Raw genomic sequence first — 22,177 nt, 5'->3', positions numbered from 1 at the left:
TATCCTCCACCAAACTGTTGAGCTGTTGGCTACGCGGTCAGCAACTCCATTTCCTCGCGGCTACTAACCGGATGGCGGATCGCCTCTTTGGCTATATTCACTTCTAATGCTACTTTCGCAATATCCAGCACGCCAACATCAATTTGGTAACCCCCTCGGGTCATCAACCAGTCAAGCACCTCCGCCAGGTGCCAGATTGAGGCACTGCCTTCGTGAACCGGCACAGGAAACGTCGCTCGGTGGGTGAGCATCAGCTTTCGCATTGCCTGTCGCGAAACGCCCACAACGTCTGCTACATCCGTCAAGCCAACAAGATCCGGCGAAGCCTCGATCAGCCGCGCGGAGGGGATCGCTTTTTTTAAGTCAACCAGGGCACTGTGAACCGCTTCCGCGGCGCTGCCCGCTTCACGAGAGAATTCCAGCGCCAAGCGGCCCGGCTGCCCCACGCCCACCAGAGCATCATCGCAACCGGCGGCGCCCAAACGCTCCACTAGCGCATCTAGGTCGGAGTCACTATCAGCCAGTTGGTATTTCAGCGTAAAAATATATTCCATTCTTCAATCCTCCGGCTCCGCTTCGTCTCGACGCTTGTGGGTCGAGCACTTGTCCACCACTCTCCGAATTGCCCGGGCGTGGCTGCCGGGATTTTTCGGTGTACTCCACACGCTCGTGATACAAAACTCACCGCAGCGGCATTCATCATCATTATAGGGACAGTAAATCTTGCCCCAGGCGTGACTACCGCCGACTTCAACTCGCCAGCCCTCCGCTTCCGCATGTTTGAGGGCAGTTTCGATCTCTTTTTTCGGATGTGATGGACGAGTCATTATTTGCCTCTGAGTATGAAGCCCCCTTCAATGGTTGTCAATTGACAACCATTGAAGCAGCAATTCATATGCTTGCCGACGTTCATCTAAATAGATAGACCCAAGTGTCTCTTTTAACTCCCTAATAAAAATTTAAGAAAGAATATGGCTCTTCGACGCTGAGTGTGGAATTCATGCCCTGAGCTAGGCCAGAATATAGTCTTTACAACGGCAGTAGGTATGACATGGACGGCACCCAAATTCTGGCGCTCGGCCTGGGCCTAGAAGCGCCCTGGATCCTCAAGAACCAGCACCTGGATACCTCTGTGTCGCCCCACCGCCTGGATCTCTATGTCGAGGCGGAGCGAGGCAGTCTCTATCCCTGTCCAGAGTGCGGTAAGACCTGCCAAGCTCACGATTTTGCCGACAAAACCTGGCGGCATCTGAACTTCTTTCAGCACCACTGTTACCTGCATGCTCGCGTGCCTCGCACGAAGTGTCCTGAACATGGCGTCAAACGCATAGAGGTGCCCTGGGCGCGGCCGGGCAGCGACTTCACCCTGCTGTTTGAGCAAGCGGCTATGTCACTGGTCAAGGAGATGCCGGTGCTGGCCGTCTCCCGCCAGTTGGAGATTTCCGACAAACGACTATGGCGCATCGTGCATCACTACGTAGGCCGAATGCTAGGGGAACTGGATCTGTCCAAGGTGGCGACGGTCGGCGTGGACGAAACCGCGTCCCGGCGCGGCCATCACTACGTCACAGTGTTCCTCGACATGAAGCGCAAGCAGGAACCGGTGATCTTCGCTGTTCCAGGCTGCGGCAAGGATGCCATCCAAGCATTTAGCGCCTTCCTGACAGCCCATGGGGGCGATACGGACAATGTGGTCGAGGTAGTCTGCGACATGTCGCCCGCCTTCCTTAGCGGCATCACCAAGCACCTTCCCAAGGCCGAGGTAACGGTCGACTGGTTCCATATCGTGCAGACCTTTACCAAGCGGCTGGACGAGGTACGCAAGAAAGAGCGCCGCGAGCAGGAACACCCTAAATCGCTGCGCTGGGCACTGCTGAAAAATCTGGACAACGAGAACCTGAGGCCTAAACAGTTGGCGGCGCTCCAGGAGTTAGTAGCTGATCAGAGCGCCACGGCCGATGCCTGGATAATCAAGGAAAAGCTACGCTGGATCCAGAAGGCCCCAACGCCCAGAGCGGCTCGGTGGCGCATCACGAACTACCTCAAGGTCATGCAATCGGCGGTTTCTGAAAAGCCACTACTGAAGCCGATGGGAAAGGCCTTGGCGACACTTGAGCGGCACGCGGAAGCAGTGGTCAGGCGCTGGCACTCGGGACTGACGAACGCAAGACTGGAAGGGATGAACGGCCTATTTCAGGCAGCTCGGTCACGCGCACGTGGCTATCGGAACGAGGCTAACTTCATCGCCATGATCTACCTGATTGGCAGCCCGGTGGGCCGCCTGTTCGATCAGGCTAAATCCACATGAAGTGACGAAGAACCAAGAATATCAGTAGGTGCAACACTTAACCTGACGCTGGGGGCTTTCATGGCATGGGGAATGTCTACCATCCTCAGCAACCAAATACAGAAAGGGCAGCCAATTGGACTGCCCTTTCGTTTTATGTGTGAAGTGGGAATACGTAAATGAAAGCAAGGATCAGCGCTGGCCTTCAGTGCGCAGCTTAGCCACATCCTCTAACGCCAGGCCTGTCGCTTCAGCAACCGGCTCATCACCCAACACCTCACGCAGCCAACCCAATAACGCTTCGCTGCCTGCCCGTTGAGGCGCGCCCTGGCGTGTATATAAGGCGATAGCATCGTGCCGGGGCAAGCTCTCTGTCACCGGGCGGATCAGTTCGCCATTTTCAATTAAGCGTTGCGTTGTGCGCCGCCAGCCCAAGGCAATACCGTGCCCCGCGACAGCCGCTTGCAGTAGCAGTGGATAACTGTCGAACACAGCACTCTCCGCTGATGAGAGTTCAAAGTGCCCCATGGCACGAAACCATTCGTCCCACTCCAACCAATCTGCCGGGTCAGCATGGTGGTGCAGTAGCCGCTGGTTCAGCAAAGCGTTGAGACTCAACGGCGTAGTGACCCCTTTCAGGTAAGCAGGGCTGCAGACCGGAAATATCTCGTCCTCGGCGGTAAACACCAATCGATGGCTGCCGCTAGGTCGTCCGTTGGTTTGCAGCGCAATGTCGAAGCTGCCATTAAATTCAGTAACCGGCCTTGTCGACGTCGCCAGTTGTATCTCAATTTCAGGATAGCGACGATTAAAGTCAGCCAACTGTGGCATCAGCCAATAGAACGCTTCGCATAACTGGCAGAACATCACGACGCGCTTATCATCCGGGTCGCCGCGCAGCGCCTGAGCCCCCGTGGCGATACTTTCCAGCGCCTGGGAGACCGTACGGCCAAATTCGCGCCCTTCACGGGTAAGAAACACACTGCGATTACGGCGTTCGAAAAGCATCACGCCAAGGTCATCCTCCAGCGCACGGATCTGTCGGCTGATAGCCGCCTGGGTCAGGTGAAGTTCATCGGCCGCGCGCGAAAAGCTTTCAAGCCTGGCGGCTGCCTCAAAGGGGCGCAGCGTCGCCAGCGGCGGAAGAGACTTGATGAAGTTATCCATAATCTGAGCTCATGCATTGTGACGCAGAAGTCGTTTGAAGCGCTGCTAGAGACAGCGGCATTCTAGAGCGGAATTCATACCTGGAATGCTGCAATGAAGGCCACCGCTGAACCACAAGATAATATCCTACAGGGCATAAGCCTTATCGTGGGGGCTGTCTTTCTGCTGGCGTTGACCGACGCCCTGGTTAAGTATCTAAGTGCCAGTATGTCGCTATGGCAACTCTATGTCATCGCCTCAACACTATCGCTGCCGATACTCTTTGGATTGATCATTAGCCATTCAGGCCCCCGTCCCAAGGTAAAATCACGCCGCTGGGTGGCGATTAGAAGCCTGCTTCTGTTGCTGATGTGGATCGCCTACTACGCAGCACTGCCGCTGATTCCACTCTCGGTGGCAGCGGTCGCCATTTACACCACGCCGCTGTTTATTGCCGTACTGGCTGCTTTTGGGGCGGGCGAGCATCTTTCACGCCAGGCTTGGCTGGGCATTCTCTGCGGTTTCCTGGGCGTGGTGGTGGTGTTGCGCCCTGGCGGCGACACCTTCACTCCTGCCACACTGCTACCCGTGCTTGCCGCCCTCTTTTATGCGCTAGCCATGCTGGTCACTCGCCACCACTGCCAAAAAGAGCATCCCTTACTTCTCACCCTGGGATTAAATCTAGCCTTCCTGGCAGCAGGCGGTTTCTTCAGCGTGCTGGTGGCAATCAACAGCACGGCAACACTCGCTGAACGCGCGCCTTTCCTGTTCGCCGGTTGGCAACCGCTAGACGCCACAGCGTTATTGATCGTGGGCGCCTACGCCCTACTGCTGATCATTGTGAATACCGGGGTGGCAAGGGCTTATCAAATTGCTCCTTCGGCGTTGATCGGCACCTTTGATTACGCCTACCTCATCTTTGCCAGCCTTTGGGGCTACTTGCTCTTCAGCGAAGTACCCGATGCCATGACTTGGCTGGGTATGGGCATGATCTTAATCGCGGGAGTGATGGTGTTACGGCAACGGCGGAGCTAATCGATATTTCTGCTTACTTCGTCGCAGCCCACACCTACTCGGCATGGGCCTTCTTATTAGGAATGAGGTGCAGCATACCCACCACCACCGAGCCCACCAAAAAGCCAATCACCGCAGAGCACAGCGTATTGAAGCTCCAGCCCAGCGCACCGCCCAAGGCACCGGTTGCCTCGCTAATGCCATGCTCAATATGGTGTACCCACTCATAGGGCGCGTTGAACCAACCCGTGCCATCAGCACCCAGATTGGCCATCAGGATATGCCCACCCACCCAGAGCATGGCGACGGTGCCCACAACCGAGATGGTCGTTAGCACCTTGGGCATGGCAATCACCAGACCACGGCCCAGGGTCTGAACTCCCGAATTATCCCGCTGAGCAAGCTTCATGCCGATATCATCCATCTTGACCAACAGCGCCACCACGCCATACACCAGAATAGTGATGACAAACGCGACTACCACCAGGCTCGCCATCTGTGACCAGAATCCCTGATGGGAGACAGTGGCCAGCGCGATCACCATGATTTCGGCGGACAGAATCAGGTCGGTGCGAATGGCACCACTCACGATCTTTTTCTCGGCTTCCGGCCCCTTTTCTACCGCTGGCTTGTCATCGTCATGCTTGCCGGAAAGCTTGTGCCAGACTTTCTCCGCCCCCTCAAAGGCCAGATAGGTGCCGCCCACCATCAGGATGATCGGCAATAGCATGGGCAAAAAGTGATTCAGCAGCAGAGCCGCAGGCAGGATAAAAATCAGCTTGTTGCGGATGGAGCCCAGCGCGATCTGCTTCACAAGCGACAGTTCACGCTCTGCTGCCACCCCCTGCAAATATTGCGGCGTCACCGCCGTATCATCGACCACCACCCCGGCCGCCTTCGCCGTCGCACGCCCAGCGGCGGCACTCACATCGTCCAGTGATGCTGCAGTCAACTTCGCCAATGCGGCAATGTCATCCAGTAATCCTATCAAGCCACCTATGGCCATGGATGCTTCCTCCGTGAATAACAAGTGCAGATAGTAAAGCACACAGCGACTTGGGCGCATCGCCTCTTTTGCCGCAAGTGCAGTGTTGTTTCAGTCTCCCTCTCAATTAACTGTCACCCGCTGAGTATGCTCAAAAGCGGCATCAGGTGGAGGATTGTATTGAGCCTGAGGGAAGCACGGTAAGCACATATTAAATACTCGCCAAGCTCTCATCCTGAATGGCTTTCAAGATTTTACCGCTAGCATCTTTCCAAGCCAGCCGACCATTGGCGCTGCCGCCTACCAATATGTCAGCTGCTGTTGAGGGGAGGGAAAACGAAAACCCTGCGTGAATACTCGTTTTACATCCAACGGAGCCAATATGCATCGCTCTTGGAAAAGCTGGCGTTGCTCACTCATGCAGTAGTGAATAGACACAGCTCCTTCAGCGCGGGACAGTGAGCCTTTTAGCACCACAAAGCCATCCGCTACGCCGATACCCTCTTCTGCCCCATGCTCATTAAGATAAAGCGTGAGAGGAGACAGTAAAGCCAATAGCCATGCCAACAGCTCATAGATGTAAGTTATTTCTTACATGTGTAAGTTATTTCTTACGAAATGCATCAGATTTTCCTTACAAGAAATGTCAGCTTTTTCTTACATAATAGAGTCAAAAAAATTGCTATACCTTTCTTGGCGTTTAACAAAATAAGCGCCATTGGTAAAACCTAAATCACTTAAAACGAGGTGTAACATGTCACAAGAAACTCTTTGCCAAATCAACTTGGACACTATTGCCGGCTCGCTCGATGCTTGCCTGCAATCCCCCGAATGCACAGACGGTGGAGGTGGAAATCTGGGTTAATCTATCACGTTATAGTAGCCCTCCGTCCATACGGCGGAGGGCTAATTTCCATAGGAGGATCAAACATGTATCAATATATCACAAACAGTAATGACGCTAACATCGAAGCGCCATTATTAAACGTATCCTTGAATGCTTGCAAAGATTTCATAAAATCTTTGCAAAAGGATAGCATAAATCCAAGCTCTCTAGACATATTCAAGTCGGCTAGCATTATTAAAGAGATAGAGCATTTATCCTCCAATATCGTAGAAGACATACATACTGATATAAGTACTGCACTGAATGATACATCTTGCGGCATAGTGGCACTTGACATTCCACAAGGAGTGAATAGCAATCCTACGCAGGATACACTTCTAGGCGCTATCATTGCTCAAGCAATAGTTAATAAATTTGGCTCTTCGACGCTGAGTGTGGAATTCATGCCCTGAGCTAGGCCAGAATATAGTCTTTACAACGGCAGTAGGTATGACATGGACGGCACCCAAATTCTGGCGCTCGGCCTGGGCCTAGAAGCGCCCTGGATCCTCAAGAACCAGCACCTGGATACCTCTGTGTCGCCCCACCGCCTGGATCTCTATGTCGAGGCGGAGCGAGGCAGTCTCTATCCCTGTCCAGAGTGCGGTAAGACCTGCCAAGCTCACGATTTTGCCGACAAAACCTGGCGGCATCTGAACTTCTTTCAGCACCACTGTTACCTGCATGCTCGCGTGCCTCGCACGAAGTGTCCTGAACATGGCGTCAAACGCATAGAGGTGCCCTGGGCGCGGCCGGGCAGCGACTTCACCCTGCTGTTTGAGCAAGCGGCTATGTCACTGGTCAAGGAGATGCCGGTGCTGGCCGTCTCCCGCCAGTTGGAGATTTCCGACAAACGACTATGGCGCATCGTGCATCACTACGTAGGCCGAATGCTAGGGGAACTGGATCTGTCCAAGGTGGCGACGGTCGGCGTGGACGAAACCGCGTCCCGGCGCGGCCATCACTACGTCACAGTGTTCCTCGACATGAAGCGCAAGCAGGAACCGGTGATCTTCGCTGTTCCAGGCTGCGGCAAGGATGCCATCCAAGCATTTAGCGCCTTCCTGACAGCCCATGGGGGCGATACGGACAATGTGGTCGAGGTAGTCTGCGACATGTCGCCCGCCTTCCTTAGCGGCATCACCAAGCACCTTCCCAAGGCCGAGGTAACGGTCGACTGGTTCCATATCGTGCAGACCTTTACCAAGCGGCTGGACGAGGTACGCAAGAAAGAGCGCCGCGAGCAGGAACACTCTAAATCGCTGCGCTGGGCACTGCTGAAAAATCTGGACAACGAGAACCTGAGGCCTAAACAGTTGGCGGCGCTCCAGGAGTTAGTAGCTGATCAGAGCGCCACGGCCGATGCCTGGATAATCAAGGAAAAGCTACGCTGGATCCAGAAGGCCCCAACGCCCAGAGCGGCTCGGTGGCGCATCACGAACTACCTCAAGGTCATGCAATCGGCGGTTTCTGAAAAGCCACTACTGAAGCCGATGGGAAAGGCCTTGGCGACACTTGAGCGGCACGCGGAAGCAGTGGTCAGGCGCTGGCACTCGGGACTGACGAACGCAAGACTGGAAGGGATGAACGGCCTATTTCAGGCAGCTCGGTCACGCGCACGTGGCTATCGGAACGAGGCTAACTTCATCGCCATGATCTACCTGATTGGCAGCCCGGTGGGCCGCCTGTTCGATCAGGCTAAATCCACATGAAGTGACGAAGAACCATAAATTTATGTCCCCTGCGATGGACAGAAGAAACCATACTCCTTTCACTCTCTATAATGCCTCTAAGGAAGGAGAAAGAAAATTAAAAGAAGCAGGGTTAAAATTCTACTCACCTGAAGAAAAGCTCGGATTTCACACAGATGGAAGAATTGACAACTCAAACGTCTATCTACCTGATTTATTATCCATTTACAGCCTATTCATAGCATATAAAAAAACCGGAAACTTTTATTGGCTTCCCTTTACCTTATGGAATGAATTTGAAAGTTACGCAGAAGCCATCGGCTGGAACGTACCCTATAAAACTGAATTGACACCAATTGTTTATCCTGGAAAAGATGGTGAGGTTGAAAACTTAGGGCAGTCGTTTGTTAAAGCACCAATCTTCTTTAACGAGGGCAATAATAAAAGCATGTTTTTAAATGGAGAAATAACTAAGAACGAAAGTGAAATTGACATAAAAAAACTAATTAATGCGTTAAAAGAATCTATGCAGAAAAACCCCAATCGCTATTATATCCCTCAAAAGGCAAGAAGAATAATCCTTATGAAGAACTCTGCTGGTGCTCATTCACGAGATATTTTCAACGATTACATTCCTGGAACGCGCTATACACGCTCCTTTATGCGATCAATATCTCTAGAGGGGAAGCAAATAGGTATAACTTATCAAAGTTAACAACCTACCATTGACCGAACAAGGACGTCAACAAAGGGAATTATCAACATGTCATCAAGAAAGCTGGACTTATATTTCTATGTAGCGTTCTTGTTTTTAACTTTTATGTCTATTGGCAGTAGTTTCGTCACAATTTCATGGATAGCGGTTGAAGACGGCTCGATATCAGTATTAGGTAGAATATTTCTTTTGTCTAGCGTTACTGGTATAGTTATTTCAATCATAGGAGGAATACTAACGGACAGCTGGAACAGAAAAATCGTTGTTAGACTAGGGTTAGTTACTCAAATCACTGCCTTGGCAATCCTACTCTTCGGCATAACTCAAAGACATAGTTTGCCTCCCTTTCTTTATATATTCAGCATACTAAACACTGCCAGCATGGCAGTAAAAGCAGGTTCGATAGACGGCATTTTTCAATCGATTATTTGCAAAGAAAAAAGAATTTCAATGTCTGTAAGAGTCTCTATCATACGCCAATTAGGACTAGCCATTGGAATGGGAGGTAGTGGTTTTTTATTAGAACAAACCAGTGCCAGCATTTGCGTATTACTGTTGCTCTTAGTATCTATCATACGTTTTTTTATTAGCGAAGCATTTCTGAAAAACTTGAAACAAATAAAGCAAAGCATCTCCCCCAATGCCTTACAACTTTGGAAAGAAGGGTTTGAATATGCAATCAGTGACAAAAAATTATATATTGCAATATTTGGAGTATCATTAACTTTTTCAGTGGCACAAATGACAAATGTGCTTATTCCTGGATTCGTACAAAATGAGCTCTCCGCTAGCAGCAATGTATATGGCTTATTAGAAATGGCTTGGTCTATCGGAGGAGGGTCTATACTCCTTATTGCCGCCTTCAAAAGCTACCCCACTTCTCTAAATAATTTTGAAGCACTTCTTTTGTGCTTGCTTGGCAGTACAATGATTATTTTCTCTTTTCTACGCTTCATTCCTGCACTGATACTGCTTTACGCAATTATGGGAGGACTTTTTTCCATTACTAGAGCGAGGTTCGACGGAAAATTATTAACGTTCTGTTCTGAAGACATGATTGGTAGGATTCGAGCTACTACCTCAGTTCTAACAAATCTGGGGGGTATGATCATATATCTTATACCAACTATCTTCCCCATTACTTCTATTTCCATCCTCTACACAACTTGGGGAGCTATTATCGTATGCGCAGGCTTAATAATATGGGTTTTAAAGCCGACACAATAAATTTATAAGCTGCATAAGCGCATCGGCTTCGCAGACTAGCGCCGCGACGGGAGTTGCATCGCACTGCTCCAGTATCTGTCAACGCCAATAAAGGTTGTTCGCATTTCATCACTCTAGACTGTCCCGTTTTTATCAGCGCTCTTTTATTGGCCGTCGGCCCCTTCTCTACCGCTGGCTTGTTGCCGGAGAGCTTGTGCCAGACCTTCTCCGCACCTTCAAAGGCCAGATAGGTGCCGCCCACCATCAGGATGATCGGCAATAGCGCGGGCAAAAAGTGATTCAGCAGCAGCGCTGCCGGCAGGATAAAAATCAGCTTGTTGCGGATCGACCCCAGCGCGATCTGCTTCACAATCGACAGTTCACGTTCCGCTGTCACTCCCTGCAAATATTGCGGCGTCACCGCCGTATCATCCACCACCACCCCGGCCGCCTTCGCCGTCGCACGCCCAGCGGCGGCGCTCACATCGTCCAGTGATGCTGCGGTCAACTTCGCCAATGCGGCAATGTCATCCAGTAATCCTATTAAGCCGCCAATGGCCATGGATGCTTTCTCCGTGAATAACAGGTGCAGATAGTAGAGCACAAAGCGGGGCGGTCGAGCCGCATCTTTTACCTCAAAGGCAGCGCTAAAAATGCCTCGCCAGTTTTTTATGGTCAAGGCAGGGGAGTCATTGTGCTAGACAACGTCAGTATGGATACACTTTATCTCAAGCTTAGCGGGACTGTTACAATTAAGTTCACCCTATAGCACTCTCAATCCCGTTGAGTATGTTTAAAGAGCGGCATTATATGAAGTATCTTATTGAGCGAGAGGTGCTAATCTAGGAGGGAATGTCATCAGGTATACATGAGCCGCTTGTACCACCTATTCAGATCATATTATGATCCAATCATGACTTATCTTCTGTTTATGGGCTCGGTAGAGAGCTGATTCGAACGGGAAAGAGGATGAATAAAAGAGAGAACATTAAGCCTGAACGAATAACCCCTCATTTATTAGAAATCGTCAATACTAAACTTTCTTTAGAGTACAAGATACTTAGTCGCTCATGACATTAAAATTAAATTTTTAAAAGAAGAAACTACAACCTAATTTAAGGTAATCGTCAACATCACTTTCCTAAAAAACTTTTTAATAATATGAAAAGGTTAAAATCCAGACTTTTTATTTACTCATAATTCTTTATAACTCACATTAAACTATTGTTAATACGATAAATACAAAGGATCTTTATTTTCAAAAAAACCATTTTCACCATCAGAAGCATTTAAATAAGAAATAACTTTACAATGACCATGATTATCATCTAATTTTGAATAATATCTATCGAACTTTTCAGTAGCACGAATACTCTCAAAGCTCTCTGAGCATAAATCACCTAAAACAAAGTCATTATTTATCGGCGTGCCATTCTCACCATTACCCCAAGCGCTAACTAATAACTTACCCTGATAGTTGATGCCGAATGACTTACGCATCATGTCACATGGGTTTTCTATAGGAATATTTCTTTCAACGAGATGCTTTAACGCACACTGAAGTCTAACATCAGTTACACCTTCATCAGAAAGCTCTAAAAATTTATTAATTGCTACAACCAACTCTTCTTTGCTTGGGAAACTACCTTTATTACTTAAGCTAGCACCCCTACCAACAGGGAAAAGTCGCATCAAAAGTATTTCCGTGGCACCAATTTCATTAAGTTCTTTATAAATCTTTTCTATCCGATCAATCTTCACATTTGCTGCATGCAAAGGTATTTGAGCTTTAGTTTTTACACCAGCTTTTGAAAAATTACGTGCAACTTTTATATTAGAGCTATTATATCCTAAGGGACGATTATCGCATACTGACTTAGGCTCATCATACGTAAACTCGTAAATACCTATTAGATTGGCTAAATCTGAAACTCCATATCGTTGAACCCCTACTCCAGTAGAAGTTACTGATATTCTAGGCGCACCAAAGATTCGTGCGGCTTCTTTAATAACCAAATAATTTTCGTAACAAACTAGTGGTTCACCACCAGCAAAATCAATTTTTATCTTATATCCTTTGAATCGTTCAAGAATTTTCATTTTACTATCTAATGTTGGCTCAAGTCCTAGCTCAATTCTTTTTAATAAAGAAAGGTCAAACTTATTTGGCTTTATACCTGGATATTTTTTAATAAAAACGGATCTCAAACGTAATTGCTCGTCTGGTAAAAAGCTCCCCTCATAGCCATTACTAGACATAATTATATTATTTCCTCTCTTAGAAACTTGGACTGCATCTGTACAGCAGAACTCGCAATCCCAAGGACAAACCAATGAGATATTCCATATTAAATCAAGATCTACTTGCATGATAACTCTCCACATCAACTACTAACTCAGCGTAATACTCTCTCAAATGTGACAAAATATCTTTATTGTTTTTAAACGTTAAGGCATCTGACTCCAGGTCATTTAAACTTTTCCAGAAGTATTTCCTATTGCCTACCAAAAACTCATCCTCATCCAACTTAACCGAAGTGGTTAAGCAGTAAAACTCAAACTTAAACTCTTTAACCACTTTTTGCGGAGGATCGTATTTCTCTGATATTAAGCTTAATCCTTGAATGAAATCAATATTTGTTACATTATCGTTCAATCCTATTTTGTCTGAAATTGCTTTTTTTATTGAAGCAGTATCTAGAAAATCTTTTTCCGTAACTTCCTTCTTAACATAAGGCAAAAAATAGCAATCCCAAGAAACTTTTTTTTCAACCAATAACTTCAAGTCATCATCCAGTTCATTTTTAATGATGAAAACTCTAGTAAAATCTGGAACATTTAGTATCCGGCAATGAAGGTTTGCTAGAAAAATCTCATCAGTTCGGAAAATACGGATGCTTTGAACTATCCTAAGCAAACCCCATAATAAAAAAATAACGTTTATTGTCCAAGCAACTATAGATATGTTCTCAGGAATAGCCAAGCTGTGAGAAGTAAATGGTACAACTACTTCTGCTTCAAACCTAGTTGTTAGCAGCGCAAGCGTCAAAGTAAAAAACAAAGTAAGAGGCAAATGCCACCTCTTCCTCTTTTCATAATCAGAGGCGTACTTTTCTAGGCACAGATCAAGATCAACTCTATCAATTGTAATTTTCTTACAATTGATAGAGCTATAATTGTAAGCACAAAAGCATATTTTAGATTTAAGCATTTTTCGCCAACTCATAATCTTAACCTCTTGATTTTAACTTTACACAAACCGCTAAAAAATTGAGCTTTAAAAAATAAAAAGCTAGCACAAGCTGGCTATTTTTAATAGCTATTTGTAAAGAGTTAAAATTTTCTTAATAGCCATTTTAGCTAAAAACAAAGTAATAACTACTGAAACTGAAGTAGATAACGAAATAAACAACATCAAACCTTTTAATGAATCGTCGAACAAAAAAGGGTCAGCAAACAATACAAACCCAATGCTAGTACAGACTAAGCATAAAAACATAGACCAGTAAACCCTAAATTCAAGCGCACGATAAAAAGGCCATTGATATAATATTTTATTCTCCGCATCATCACCAGGCCTTAAAACAATAACGCCTATTTTATAGCTAGCTATCAATACACTAACTGGAAGAGCTGTAAAGAAATAATCAGCCCCCTCTCGACTTGACATTGCAAGCCCTAGCCTTATAAAGAATGATTCATAAAACTGATATAACCATATCCCTAGACAGAGAAACAAAAACTCAGGTGATAGGAATATAGTTTTAAGGCAGTCCTTTAAGTACTTCATTTAATGTCTCATGTGCCTTTCCAGCCGAACATACTCAAATATTTCTACTGCTTTTTCATAAAGCTCTTGTGGCTCTGGATCTCGCGAAAAACTAAAATTCATTGCTGTTTCCGATGTTTTTATCATTATAACTACCCCATCCTTTTTTCCTCTTACTGTGCCTTTTCCATATCCATCTGCTGCCATTAAAATAGCAGCATCACCAATTGGAAGAGGCTCAGGTAAGTAAGGCATTTCTTCTGTTTGTTCAAGCACTGCTTGTACATGCTTAGGAAGATCAGTTTGTAATGGTTTAGCAAACTCGCCATCTTCTTCAATTTTCATACGTTCAGTTTTTCTTTGAATCAAATAACTTTTTAAATTCTCCCATAAAGGTCCAAACATGGGATTTGGAGGAGAAACAGAAGCAGAAAGAAAGTATATTGAATCCAAAGAATTTAATTTTTTTGAAAAAGAACTTAGGTCTGCTATAGGCTCAACAATACATTCAGACAAAATTTCATGATGCGAAACGTTGACTACAGAACTCCACCTAGACATGAAAATTTCATAATCTATCTGCCCAGAAACATGTAAAAAAGCTAATCCAGAATGATCAGGTATATATACAAATGGGCTAGAAGCAATCGTCATATTAGGTTCTCTCTGTATGACCTCTCTCCTTGCTTTGGGATCAACGATAGTTACTTCACCTTCAGGGTCATATTTGACTAAACGACCAAAAAAATATGAGGTTCTCCCGTCGGAAAATTCTTTTATATCTAGGAAAGTCCAAGCACTACCATAGCTTGTAAAAGCTTCAGGGGATCGAAGAGCAGCCATTATATGCTTAGTTTCTAATGCACCTGTTTTTATAATTCGCCCTAGGTAATACGTTCCATTTTTTGCCATTCTCCGCCCCCCAATTATAGCCTATGTATAAATTCTTAAACATTTACTTTTACATTACTATTCTTAATTAAAATATACTACAAATAACCTATGTACAAAAAAGCCCGCATTTACGCGGGCTTAAGGAGCTGAAGCTTTTTGGCGGCAATCCATTACGGACGCGAACTTCACTCCCACTCAATAGTAGCAGGCGGCTTGCTGCTCACATCATAAGTCACCCGAGAAACCCCTTCCAACTCATTGATAATCCTATTGGAAACCTTCTCCAGCAGCTCGTAAGGCAGGTGCGCCCAGCGGGCGGTCATGAAGTCGATGGTTTCTACCGCGCGTAGCGCGATGACCCATTCGTAGCGGCGGCCGTCGCCGACTACGCCTACGGATTTCACCGGTAGGAACACGGCGAAGGCTTGGCTGGTTTTTTCGTACCAGCCGGAGGCGCGTAGCTCTTCGATGAAGATGGCGTCGGCGTCGCGCAAGATGTCGGCGTACTCTTTCTTCACTTCGCCAAGAATACGCACGCCCAGGCCGGGGCCAGGGAACGGGTGGCGATAGACCATATCGTAGGGCAGGCCGAGTTCCAGGCCGAGTTTGCGCACTTCGTCTTTAAACAGTTCGCGCAGCGGCTCGACCAGCTTGAGCTTCATGGTTTCGGGCAGACCACCGACGTTGTGGTGGGATTTGATCACGTGCGCTTTGCCGGTTTTAGAGGCGGCGGATTCGATCACGTCCGGGTAGATGGTGCCCTGGGCCAGGAACTCGACGCCGTCGATCTTGCTGGCTTCTTCATCGAATACGTCGATGAATGTATTGCCGATGATCTTGCGCTTGGCTTCCGGGTCTTTCTCGCCCTTCAGCTTGCCGAGGAACAGGTCTTCGGCGTCTACGCGGATCACTTTCACGCCCATATGCTTGGCGAAGGTTTCCATGACCTGGTCGCCTTCCGCTTTACGCAGCAGGCCGTTATCGACGAACACGCAGGTCAGCTGGGTGCCAATGGCTTTGTGTAGCAGCGCGGCAACCACAGAGGAATCCACGCCGCCGGAAAGGCCGAGCAGTACGTGGCGGTCGCCTACTTGCTCGCGCACGCGCTGAACCTGATCTTCGATGATTTGCGCGGGAGTCCACAGCTTTTCGGCTTTACAGATATCCAGCACGAAGTGCTCAAGAATGCGCTGGCCCTGCAGGGTGTGGGTCACTTCCGGGTGGAACTGTACGCCGTAAAACTGTTTCTCTTCCCAGGCCATGGCGGCAATCGGGCAGCTCGGTGTGGAGGCGGTCACGGTGAACTCGGCGGGCGCTTCGGCCACCTTGTCGCCGTGGCTCATCCATACGTCCAGCAGGGTTTTACCGCTTTTAGCGTCTACGTGGTCTTTGATATCTTTGAACAGCGCGTTGTCTTCGTCGATCTGAATCTGCGCGTAGCCGAATTCGCGCTGGTTGGAGCCTTCTACCTTACCGCCCAACTGCTCGGCCATGGTCTGCATGCCGTAGCAGATACCAAACACCGGCAGACCCATTTCAAACACGCACTGGGGCGCACGCGGGGAGTCCAGTTCCGTCACGGATTCCGGGCCACCGGCCATGATAATGCCGTTGGGGTTGTACTCGCGGATCTCTTCTTCGGTGATATCAAACGCGCGGACTTCGGAATAAACGCCGATCTCGCGGACGCGGCGGGCGATCAGTTGGGTGTACTGCGAGCCGAAGTCGAGAATCAAAATCTTATGGGCGTGAATGTCACTCATGGCGGGGTCTCGGTTAAGCGGTGTGGGTGCCGCTGGTAAGGCCAAAAAGCAAGCGGCGGGGCAATGCCCGCCGCGCCATATAACTAATCTTGCTGGTTAGCTCACCCGGTAGTTGGGAGCTTCTTTGGTGATCTGCACGTTGTGGACGTGGGATTCGTTAAAGCCAGCGCCGGTAATCTGTACAAACTCCGGCTTGGTGCGCATTTCCTGAATATCGCGGCAGCCGGTGTAGCCCATGGAAGCGCGTAGCCCGCCCATCAGCTGGTGAACGATAGCGCTCATCATGCCTTTATAGGGAACACGGCCTTCGATGCCTTCCGGCACCAGCTTCTCGGCGCCTTCGCTCTTATCCTGGAAGTAGCGGTCGGCGCTGCCCTGGCTCTGGGACATGGCGCCCATGGAGCCCATGCCCCGGTAGGCTTTGTAGGTACGGCCCTGGTAGAGCTCGACTTCGCCTGGAGCTTCTTCGGTACCGGCCAGCAGGCCGCCGACCATCACGGCGCTGGCGCCAGCGGCAATCGCCTTGGCCAAATCACCGGAGTAACGCACGCCGCCATCGGCAATCAGCGGAATGTCGTACTCTTTGAGCGCTTCGGCCACATTGGAAACCGCGGTGATTTGCGGTACGCCAACGCCAGCAACAATGCGCGTGGTGCAGATCGAGCCAGGGCCAATACCGACTTTAACGGCATCCGCGCCTGCTTCGGCCAGCGCCCGGGCAGCACCGGCGGTGGCGATGTTGCCGCCAATCACTTGAATCTGCGGGAAGTGCTCTTTGATCCAGCGAACGCGGTCGAGAACGCCTTGGGAGTGGCCGTGGGCGGTATCGACAATGATCACGTCCACGCCTGCTTCAGCTAGCGCCGCGACGCGATCCGGGGTTTCCGGGCCGGTGCCGACCGCTGCGCCGACTAACAAACGGCCGTCGCTGTCTTTAGCGGCCATCGGGTAGGTGCGGGCTTTTTCGATATCCTGGAAGGTGACCAGGCCACGCAGGTGGAACTCGTCATCAACGATCAGCATTTTCTCGATGCGGTGTTCGCGCATTTTGGCTTTGCTGGTTTCGAGGTCGGTACCTTCTTTAACGGTAACCAGTCGGTCGCGCGGTGTCATGATCGCTTCGACGCTGTCACCGTGGTTAGGCTGGAAGCGCATGTCACGCTCGGTCACGATACCCACCAGGGTTTCGCCTTCTACCACGGGGAAACCGGAGAAGCCGTATTCACGGGCCATGGCGAGCAGGTCTTCGAGCTTGGCTTTCGGGCTAACGGTGACCGGGTCTTTTACAATCACGCTTTCGTGCTTTTTGACCTTGCGCACCTCAGCGGCTTGCTGGGTCATGGCCATGCTCTTATGGATGATGCCGATGCCGCCTTCCTGGGCCATCGCAATCGCTAGACGCGCTTCGGTAACGGTGTCCATCGCGGCAGAGAGGAGCGGGATATTGAGCGAAAGATTGCGGGTCAGGCGGGTTTTGAGGCTGACATCCTTGGGGAGGACATCGGAGAAGCCGGGAACGAGGAGAACGTCATCGAACGTTAGTGCTTCTTGGGCCATACGTAGCATAGCGGCAACACCCTGATTGAGAGGAAGTGGGGCGTGAAAGGTTAATCGCCTATTATAGCGTTTTGAGGGCCATCCCAGCAATGCAGTCAGGCTGTTGTGCTTATACCAAATGCTAATGACGTATGCTGGTAGGCTGTTAGTGGGTTATTTTTTTTATTTAAAGGGGGCCTTTTGTCTCAACAGATTATTGTCTACACCGATTACGTTTGCCCCTTCTGCCTGCTGGCCGAAGAGGCCATTGTTCAGGCAACCGAGGGTATGGATGTGGAAATCCGTTGGAGGCCCTTTGAGCTGCGCCCTGCCCCGGTGCCCACGCTGAAGGTGGAAGACCCTTACTTGCCTAAAATATGGCAGGATTCGGTTTATCCCATGGCCAAAAAGCTCGGCGTGCCCATTACGCTGCCCAATATCTCGCCGCAGCCGCGCACCGACAAAGCCTTTGAAGTGTTTGCCATGGCCGAAGAGCAGGGCCTGGGCCACGCCTACTCCATGGCGACTTTAAAAGCGTTCTTCCAGCAGGAGCGCGATATCGGCGACCCGGAAGTGCTGGCGGATATTGGCGAGTCGGTGGGCCTGGAGCGCCAAGCGGTGCTTGATGCGCTGGCCCAAGGCCGCTACCGCGAGCAGCACCAGATGGCTCAGCGCCACGCGGTAGAAGAAGCGCTTATTCAGTCGGTGCCTACCTTGGTCATTGATGGCGAAGTGATTCAGGGCGTGCCTGATCCTGCTGCTCTCAAACGTTTTCTTATTGAGCGCGGTTAGCCATATGGCCTCTCCCCAAACGTTCGTTAGTCAGCCTAGGTAACAGTGCAAAATGCTCTGCGACCTATAGGGCTTCTTGCCAACGTTCGGGGTAGGTCATGAGCGTTTGGATCTCTTCGGGTGCAGGCGCATCACAAATCACTTGATCAAACTCATCAAGATGAGCAACACGCTGGATACCGCGCTGACATAATTTCGCTGACCCCATCAGCAGCACTTTACGGCCAGCGTGGCGCATCATAGTCTGCTTTACTTGTATTTTTTCACTGTCGAAATCGAGCAGATAGCCCTCAGCATCTATGCCCGAAACAGCAATCATCGCCACATCCAGCCGGTAGCTGGTCAATTCTTTGATGGTGCGCGACCCAGTCAACGCGCCATCCCGGCCCGCTACCTTGCCGCCCACCACATGGATATCCAACGACTGATGCTGGGCAGCGAGCGTCAGCGCAGCCGTTAGATTATGGGTGACCACGTGCAGCCTTTTACGGTAGTTCAACAGCTCGCGGGCAACGTGATCGCAGGTTGTGCCCGTATCCAGAAATAGCGCTTCACCTTCCTGCAATTGCGACACCGCTAATGCCGCCATACGCCCCTTCTCTACTTGCTGCACATCCTGCTTGGTGGCGTAGCCGAGCCTCACCTGGGGTTTTTCGATCCGGGCCCCGCCCCGAAAACGCTGCAGCACATTAGCGTCACAGAGTTTACGAATATCGCGCCGCACGGTTTGAGCGGAGCAGTTGAGTCGCTGGGCAAGAAATTCGATCGAGGCATGCCCATGCAATTCAACCAAGGCAATTAGCTCGCGATGGCGTGGGTTCAAATGCGCTAGGTCAGTCATCGGTAACAAACAATCCCCTGATAAAAAAAACCGGCCTTGCGACCGTCCGTCATCAAATTGACACAGCGGGGCGCGACCATAACGATCAAATTCTTACATTTTGATCAAAACATGACTCAAACATTACAAATTTATCTTGATGAATGCCAGCGTATCATGACCCACGCAGGTGAGCCTCTGTTGCCTAAAATGCGTCCGCTTGGTGAGGCCGACTGGCCTGCCGTACTGCAATCCCCGTGCCAGCCCCGCGAAGCGCTGATTGCATTAAAGCGCAGTAACACGCCGATGCAGCGCCCACCGGTAGGCGTTATTGGCCCCCGCGAGGCCACTCAGCAACAGCTTGAAATAGCCTATGCCTTAGGCGCAGGGCTGGCCGAGCTGGGCATTCCACTGTTATGTGGCGGCCGGGGCGGCGTTATGGAAGCGGCCAGCAAAGGGGCCGCGCTCAAGGGAGGTGAGGTCATCGGTCTGCTTCCCGATACTAGCGCAGAAGCCGCCAATCCCTGGGTCACACTGCCTATTGCCAGCGGTTTAGGCGAAGCACGCAATGTGCTTATAGCCCGAGCCAGTGTGGTGCTGGTCGCCGTGGGCGGCAGCTTGGGCACGCACACCGAGGTAGCCTTTGGCCGTCATTTTAATAAGCCTGTACTCACCTTCCCAGATGCCCCTAATGCCGAAGGCACTACGCCTATCTGCAGCGTGGAAGAAGCCTTAGCGCTAACGGCCGCACACCTATGGGGAGTCACACAACCATCATGAACACATCAACAAACGATCAAATTCTTACATTATGGTCATTTATCTCTATTAACAGTTAGGGGCCAGATATGCGACTGATCACTTATTGCTACTTGGTTTACCTGTTGGCCCCTATCGTCCTACTGCTCGTAGGCGCTTTCGGCGACCAGTGGAGCAACACGCTGCTACCTGAGGGGTTAACTTGGCGTTGGTTTATCAGTGTATGGGAAGAAACCACCTATCGAAACGCCATGTTGACGACGCTCAAACTGGCCTTAACCACCTGTCTGATCAATATATTTCTCGTCGTACCGCTGGTATATGGCGTAACGCTTAAATTCCCTGCTGTAGCACAGAGCATCACGCGTCTTTTGGTCATGCTGCCGGTAGCAGTCCCTCAATTGGTCATTGGTTTTGCTTTCATTCTGGCCTTTAGCACGGCCATGCTGCCGTGGCTGGGTAGCCCCTGGCTGTTAGTAGCCGGACATGTGGTGGTGACGTTTCCCTACCTTTTTTACACCGTGTATACCGATATTGAAGCCTCTCCCCTCAAAGCCTATGAACGTATGGCTAAATCCCTTGGGGCGGCTGAATGGCAACGCTTTTTGCATCTCTATTTGCCGTTGGTATACCGCTCGGTATTTACCGGCAGCTTAACGGTTGCGGCACTGTCCATTGGCGAGTTTGAGCTGAGCAACCTGATTTCCGGCTTCATGACCCAGCCCTATCCAGTGGTACTGATTCAAGCATTTTACCGCACCACGGGCTTCGCCTGCGCCGCAACGCTTTTTCTGCTCTCTCTCGCACTGCTGTTTTCACTGTTTTCCACCCTGGTGCAGTGGCGGCTGGGCCGAACCTCCTCCCAGGAGTTACCGCAATGATTGCGCTTGAAAACATTCAGTTCCACTACCCCCACAGCAGCGTGGGTGTTCACAACATCAATCTGCGGGTAGAAACGGGCGAATTTCTGGTGGTGGTGGGTGCCAGCGGCTCGGGAAAAAGTACGCTTTTACAGCTTATCGCGGGCTTTCTCACCCCACTGCAAGGACGCGTTCTGCTTGATCACCAAGATGTTACTCAGCTCACTTGCGGCGAGCGCGCGTTGGGAATTGTGCTTCAGGACTATGTGCTCTTTAACCATATGACGGTACTCGGCAACGTGGCCTACCCGCTTAAGGTCAAAGGCGTTCGCCAGGGAGAGCGCCACCGACGCGCCCGCAAGATCCTCCACGATGTGGGGCTTGAGGCGCTGGAACATTACTACCCTTCCCAGCTTTCCGGTGGTCAGCAGCAGCGAGTGGCCATTGCCCGCGCGTTGGTATTCGAGCCCCGCGCCCTTCTGCTCGACGAACCGTTTTCAGCGCTCGACGCCTCCCGCCGCGAGTCGATGCGCCAGGAGCTTAAGCATTTACAGCGTCAATTCGGCGTCACCACGCTAATGATCACCCATGATCAAGAAGAAGCGCTGATGCTGGGAGATCACGTCGCCATTCTTGAGCAGGGCAAGCTCCTGCAGCACAGTTCGCCGCACCAGCTTTATACGCAACCAGTGAATGAGGCCGTTGCACGTTTCATTGGCCGTACCAACTTTATCGACGCCCATGTGCTCGATTCGCAGCGGATTGAAACCGCCGACCTGGGCATCTTAGAAGTGGCGCCACACGCCTTCACGACGGGGCAAACCGTACGCGCCATGATTCGCCCTGAAGCCATTGTTGCCAACCCGGCTAGCGATGCCGCTAACCAGATCCCTACCACGCTGATAGAGCACCAGTTCCTGGGTGCCCAGCAACGCCTTCACCTTCTCTGCGGCACTACCACGTTGTCGCTTGAGTCGGCCTCACCGCCGGAAATCATCACTCACGTGGCGCTTCCTTCCACACATATTCACCTGTTCAATCGCTGAGGTACTAC

Annotated in this window: 22 protein-coding genes; 10 read left to right on the top strand and 12 right to left on the bottom strand. The window is 50.2% G+C overall.

Annotation, left to right across the window (positions count from 1 at the left end):
* Positions 1-29 precede the first annotated feature (29 nt).
* Positions 30-554, bottom strand: coding sequence for a helix-turn-helix transcriptional regulator (locus tag KF947_RS15705; protein WP_227404397.1), 525 nt, complete (start codon positions 552-554; stop codon positions 30-32).
* Between the two features lie 497 nt (positions 555-1,051).
* On the opposite strand from KF947_RS15705, the gene KF947_RS15700 reads away from it, so the two are divergent.
* Complete coding sequence (locus KF947_RS15700) at positions 1,052-2,308, top strand: ISL3 family transposase (RefSeq protein WP_227404396.1); 1,257 nt, start codon at positions 1,052-1,054, stop codon at positions 2,306-2,308.
* Positions 2,309-2,479: 171 nt separating this feature from the next.
* On the opposite strand, the gene KF947_RS15695 is transcribed toward KF947_RS15700, so the two are convergent.
* On the bottom strand, positions 2,480-3,454 hold the full coding sequence (locus KF947_RS15695) for a LysR substrate-binding domain-containing protein (protein ID WP_227404395.1): 975 nt from the start codon (positions 3,452-3,454) through the stop codon (positions 2,480-2,482).
* Positions 3,455-3,547: 93 nt separating this feature from the next.
* Between KF947_RS15695 and KF947_RS15690 the strand changes: the two genes are divergently transcribed.
* The gene (locus KF947_RS15690; protein ID WP_227404394.1) at positions 3,548-4,468 is read left to right on the top strand and encodes a DMT family transporter; all 921 of its coding nucleotides are present in this window, start codon (positions 3,548-3,550) and stop codon (positions 4,466-4,468) included.
* Positions 4,469-4,502: 34 nt separating this feature from the next.
* Here KF947_RS15690 and KF947_RS15685 read toward each other — a convergent pair whose 3' ends face one another.
* A complete protein-coding gene (locus KF947_RS15685) occupies positions 4,503-5,453 on the bottom strand; it encodes a DUF808 domain-containing protein (protein WP_227404393.1) in 951 nt (316 codons plus the stop codon).
* 190 nt (positions 5,454-5,643) lie between these two features.
* Positions 5,644-5,820 (bottom strand): DUF4357 domain-containing protein, encoded by a 177-nt coding sequence (locus tag KF947_RS22220; protein ID WP_223287870.1) that lies wholly within the window; start codon positions 5,818-5,820, stop codon positions 5,644-5,646.
* A gap of 542 nt (positions 5,821-6,362) precedes the next feature.
* Between KF947_RS22220 and KF947_RS15675 the strand changes: the two genes are divergently transcribed.
* Genes KF947_RS15675 through KF947_RS15660 form a run of 4 tightly spaced genes read left to right on the top strand, consistent with a single transcriptional unit; the run spans position 6,363 to position 9,951 of the window.
* Positions 6,363-6,731 (top strand): hypothetical protein, encoded by a 369-nt coding sequence (locus tag KF947_RS15675; RefSeq protein ID WP_227404392.1) that lies wholly within the window; start codon positions 6,363-6,365, stop codon positions 6,729-6,731.
* A gap of 42 nt (positions 6,732-6,773) precedes the next feature.
* Positions 6,774-8,030, top strand: coding sequence for an ISL3 family transposase (locus KF947_RS15670; RefSeq protein WP_227404391.1), 1,257 nt, complete (start codon positions 6,774-6,776; stop codon positions 8,028-8,030).
* 22 nt (positions 8,031-8,052) lie between these two features.
* Positions 8,053-8,724, top strand: coding sequence for a hypothetical protein (locus KF947_RS15665; protein ID WP_227404390.1), 672 nt, complete (start codon positions 8,053-8,055; stop codon positions 8,722-8,724).
* 48 nt (positions 8,725-8,772) lie between these two features.
* Entirely contained in the window at positions 8,773-9,951 is a 1,179-nt protein-coding gene (locus KF947_RS15660) for an MFS transporter (RefSeq protein ID WP_227404389.1), read from the top strand.
* Here KF947_RS15660 and KF947_RS15655 read toward each other — a convergent pair.
* From KF947_RS15655 to guaB, 7 genes are all read right to left on the bottom strand, one after another.
* Positions 9,902-10,609 carry a DUF808 family protein gene (locus KF947_RS15655; RefSeq protein ID WP_227404388.1) on the bottom strand — a complete coding sequence of 236 codons (708 nt, stop codon included), beginning with the start codon at positions 10,607-10,609 and terminating at the stop codon, positions 9,902-9,904. The genes KF947_RS15660 and KF947_RS15655 overlap by 50 nt on opposite strands.
* A gap of 548 nt (positions 10,610-11,157) precedes the next feature.
* A complete protein-coding gene (locus KF947_RS15650) occupies positions 11,158-12,300 on the bottom strand; it encodes a hypothetical protein (RefSeq protein ID WP_227404387.1) in 1,143 nt (380 codons plus the stop codon).
* Positions 12,284-13,156 (bottom strand): hypothetical protein, encoded by an 873-nt coding sequence (locus KF947_RS15645; protein WP_227404386.1) that lies wholly within the window; start codon positions 13,154-13,156, stop codon positions 12,284-12,286. The genes KF947_RS15650 and KF947_RS15645 overlap by 17 nt, the downstream gene beginning before the upstream one ends.
* 93 nt (positions 13,157-13,249) lie before the next feature.
* Positions 13,250-13,720 carry a hypothetical protein gene (locus KF947_RS15640; RefSeq protein ID WP_227404385.1) on the bottom strand — a complete coding sequence of 157 codons (471 nt, stop codon included), beginning with the start codon at positions 13,718-13,720 and terminating at the stop codon, positions 13,250-13,252.
* The gene (locus KF947_RS15635) at positions 13,721-14,611 is read right to left on the bottom strand and encodes a hypothetical protein (protein WP_227404384.1); all 891 of its coding nucleotides are present in this window, start codon (positions 14,609-14,611) and stop codon (positions 13,721-13,723) included.
* Between the two features lie 167 nt (positions 14,612-14,778).
* Positions 14,779-16,356, bottom strand: a complete 1,578-nt coding sequence (gene guaA, locus KF947_RS15630) for a glutamine-hydrolyzing GMP synthase (protein WP_133730748.1) — start codon at positions 16,354-16,356, stop codon at positions 14,779-14,781.
* 96 nt (positions 16,357-16,452) lie between these two features.
* On the bottom strand, positions 16,453-17,922 hold the full coding sequence (gene guaB / locus KF947_RS15625; RefSeq protein WP_022519926.1) for an IMP dehydrogenase: 1,470 nt from the start codon (positions 17,920-17,922) through the stop codon (positions 16,453-16,455).
* A gap of 171 nt (positions 17,923-18,093) precedes the next feature.
* On the opposite strand from guaB, the gene KF947_RS15620 reads away from it, so the two are divergent.
* A complete protein-coding gene (locus KF947_RS15620) occupies positions 18,094-18,684 on the top strand; it encodes a DsbA family protein (protein WP_227404383.1) in 591 nt (196 codons plus the stop codon).
* A gap of 64 nt (positions 18,685-18,748) precedes the next feature.
* On the opposite strand, the gene KF947_RS15615 is transcribed toward KF947_RS15620, so the two are convergent.
* Entirely contained in the window at positions 18,749-19,525 is a 777-nt protein-coding gene (locus KF947_RS15615; protein ID WP_227404382.1) for a DeoR/GlpR family DNA-binding transcription regulator, read from the bottom strand.
* 111 nt (positions 19,526-19,636) lie between these two features.
* Here KF947_RS15615 and KF947_RS15610 point away from each other — a divergent pair, with 111 nt between their 5' ends.
* The 3 genes from KF947_RS15610 to KF947_RS15600 all read left to right on the top strand — a co-directional run bounded on the left by KF947_RS15610 (position 19,637) and on the right by KF947_RS15600 (position 22,169).
* A complete protein-coding gene (locus KF947_RS15610) occupies positions 19,637-20,284 on the top strand; it encodes a TIGR00725 family protein (RefSeq protein ID WP_227404381.1) in 648 nt (215 codons plus the stop codon).
* A gap of 68 nt (positions 20,285-20,352) precedes the next feature.
* Complete coding sequence (locus KF947_RS15605) at positions 20,353-21,144, top strand: ABC transporter permease (RefSeq protein WP_227404380.1); 792 nt, start codon at positions 20,353-20,355, stop codon at positions 21,142-21,144.
* A complete protein-coding gene (locus KF947_RS15600; protein ID WP_227404379.1) occupies positions 21,141-22,169 on the top strand; it encodes an ABC transporter ATP-binding protein in 1,029 nt (342 codons plus the stop codon). The genes KF947_RS15605 and KF947_RS15600 overlap by 4 nt, the downstream gene beginning before the upstream one ends.
* The last annotated feature ends 8 nt before the right edge of the window (positions 22,170-22,177 follow it).

The organism is Halomonas sp. FeN2 (assembly GCF_020595105.1).
Classification (GTDB): domain Bacteria; phylum Pseudomonadota; class Gammaproteobacteria; order Pseudomonadales; family Halomonadaceae; genus Vreelandella; species Vreelandella neptunia.
The sequence above is the reverse complement of the archived record's forward strand: the minus strand, read 5'-3'. Positions and strand labels throughout refer to the sequence as shown.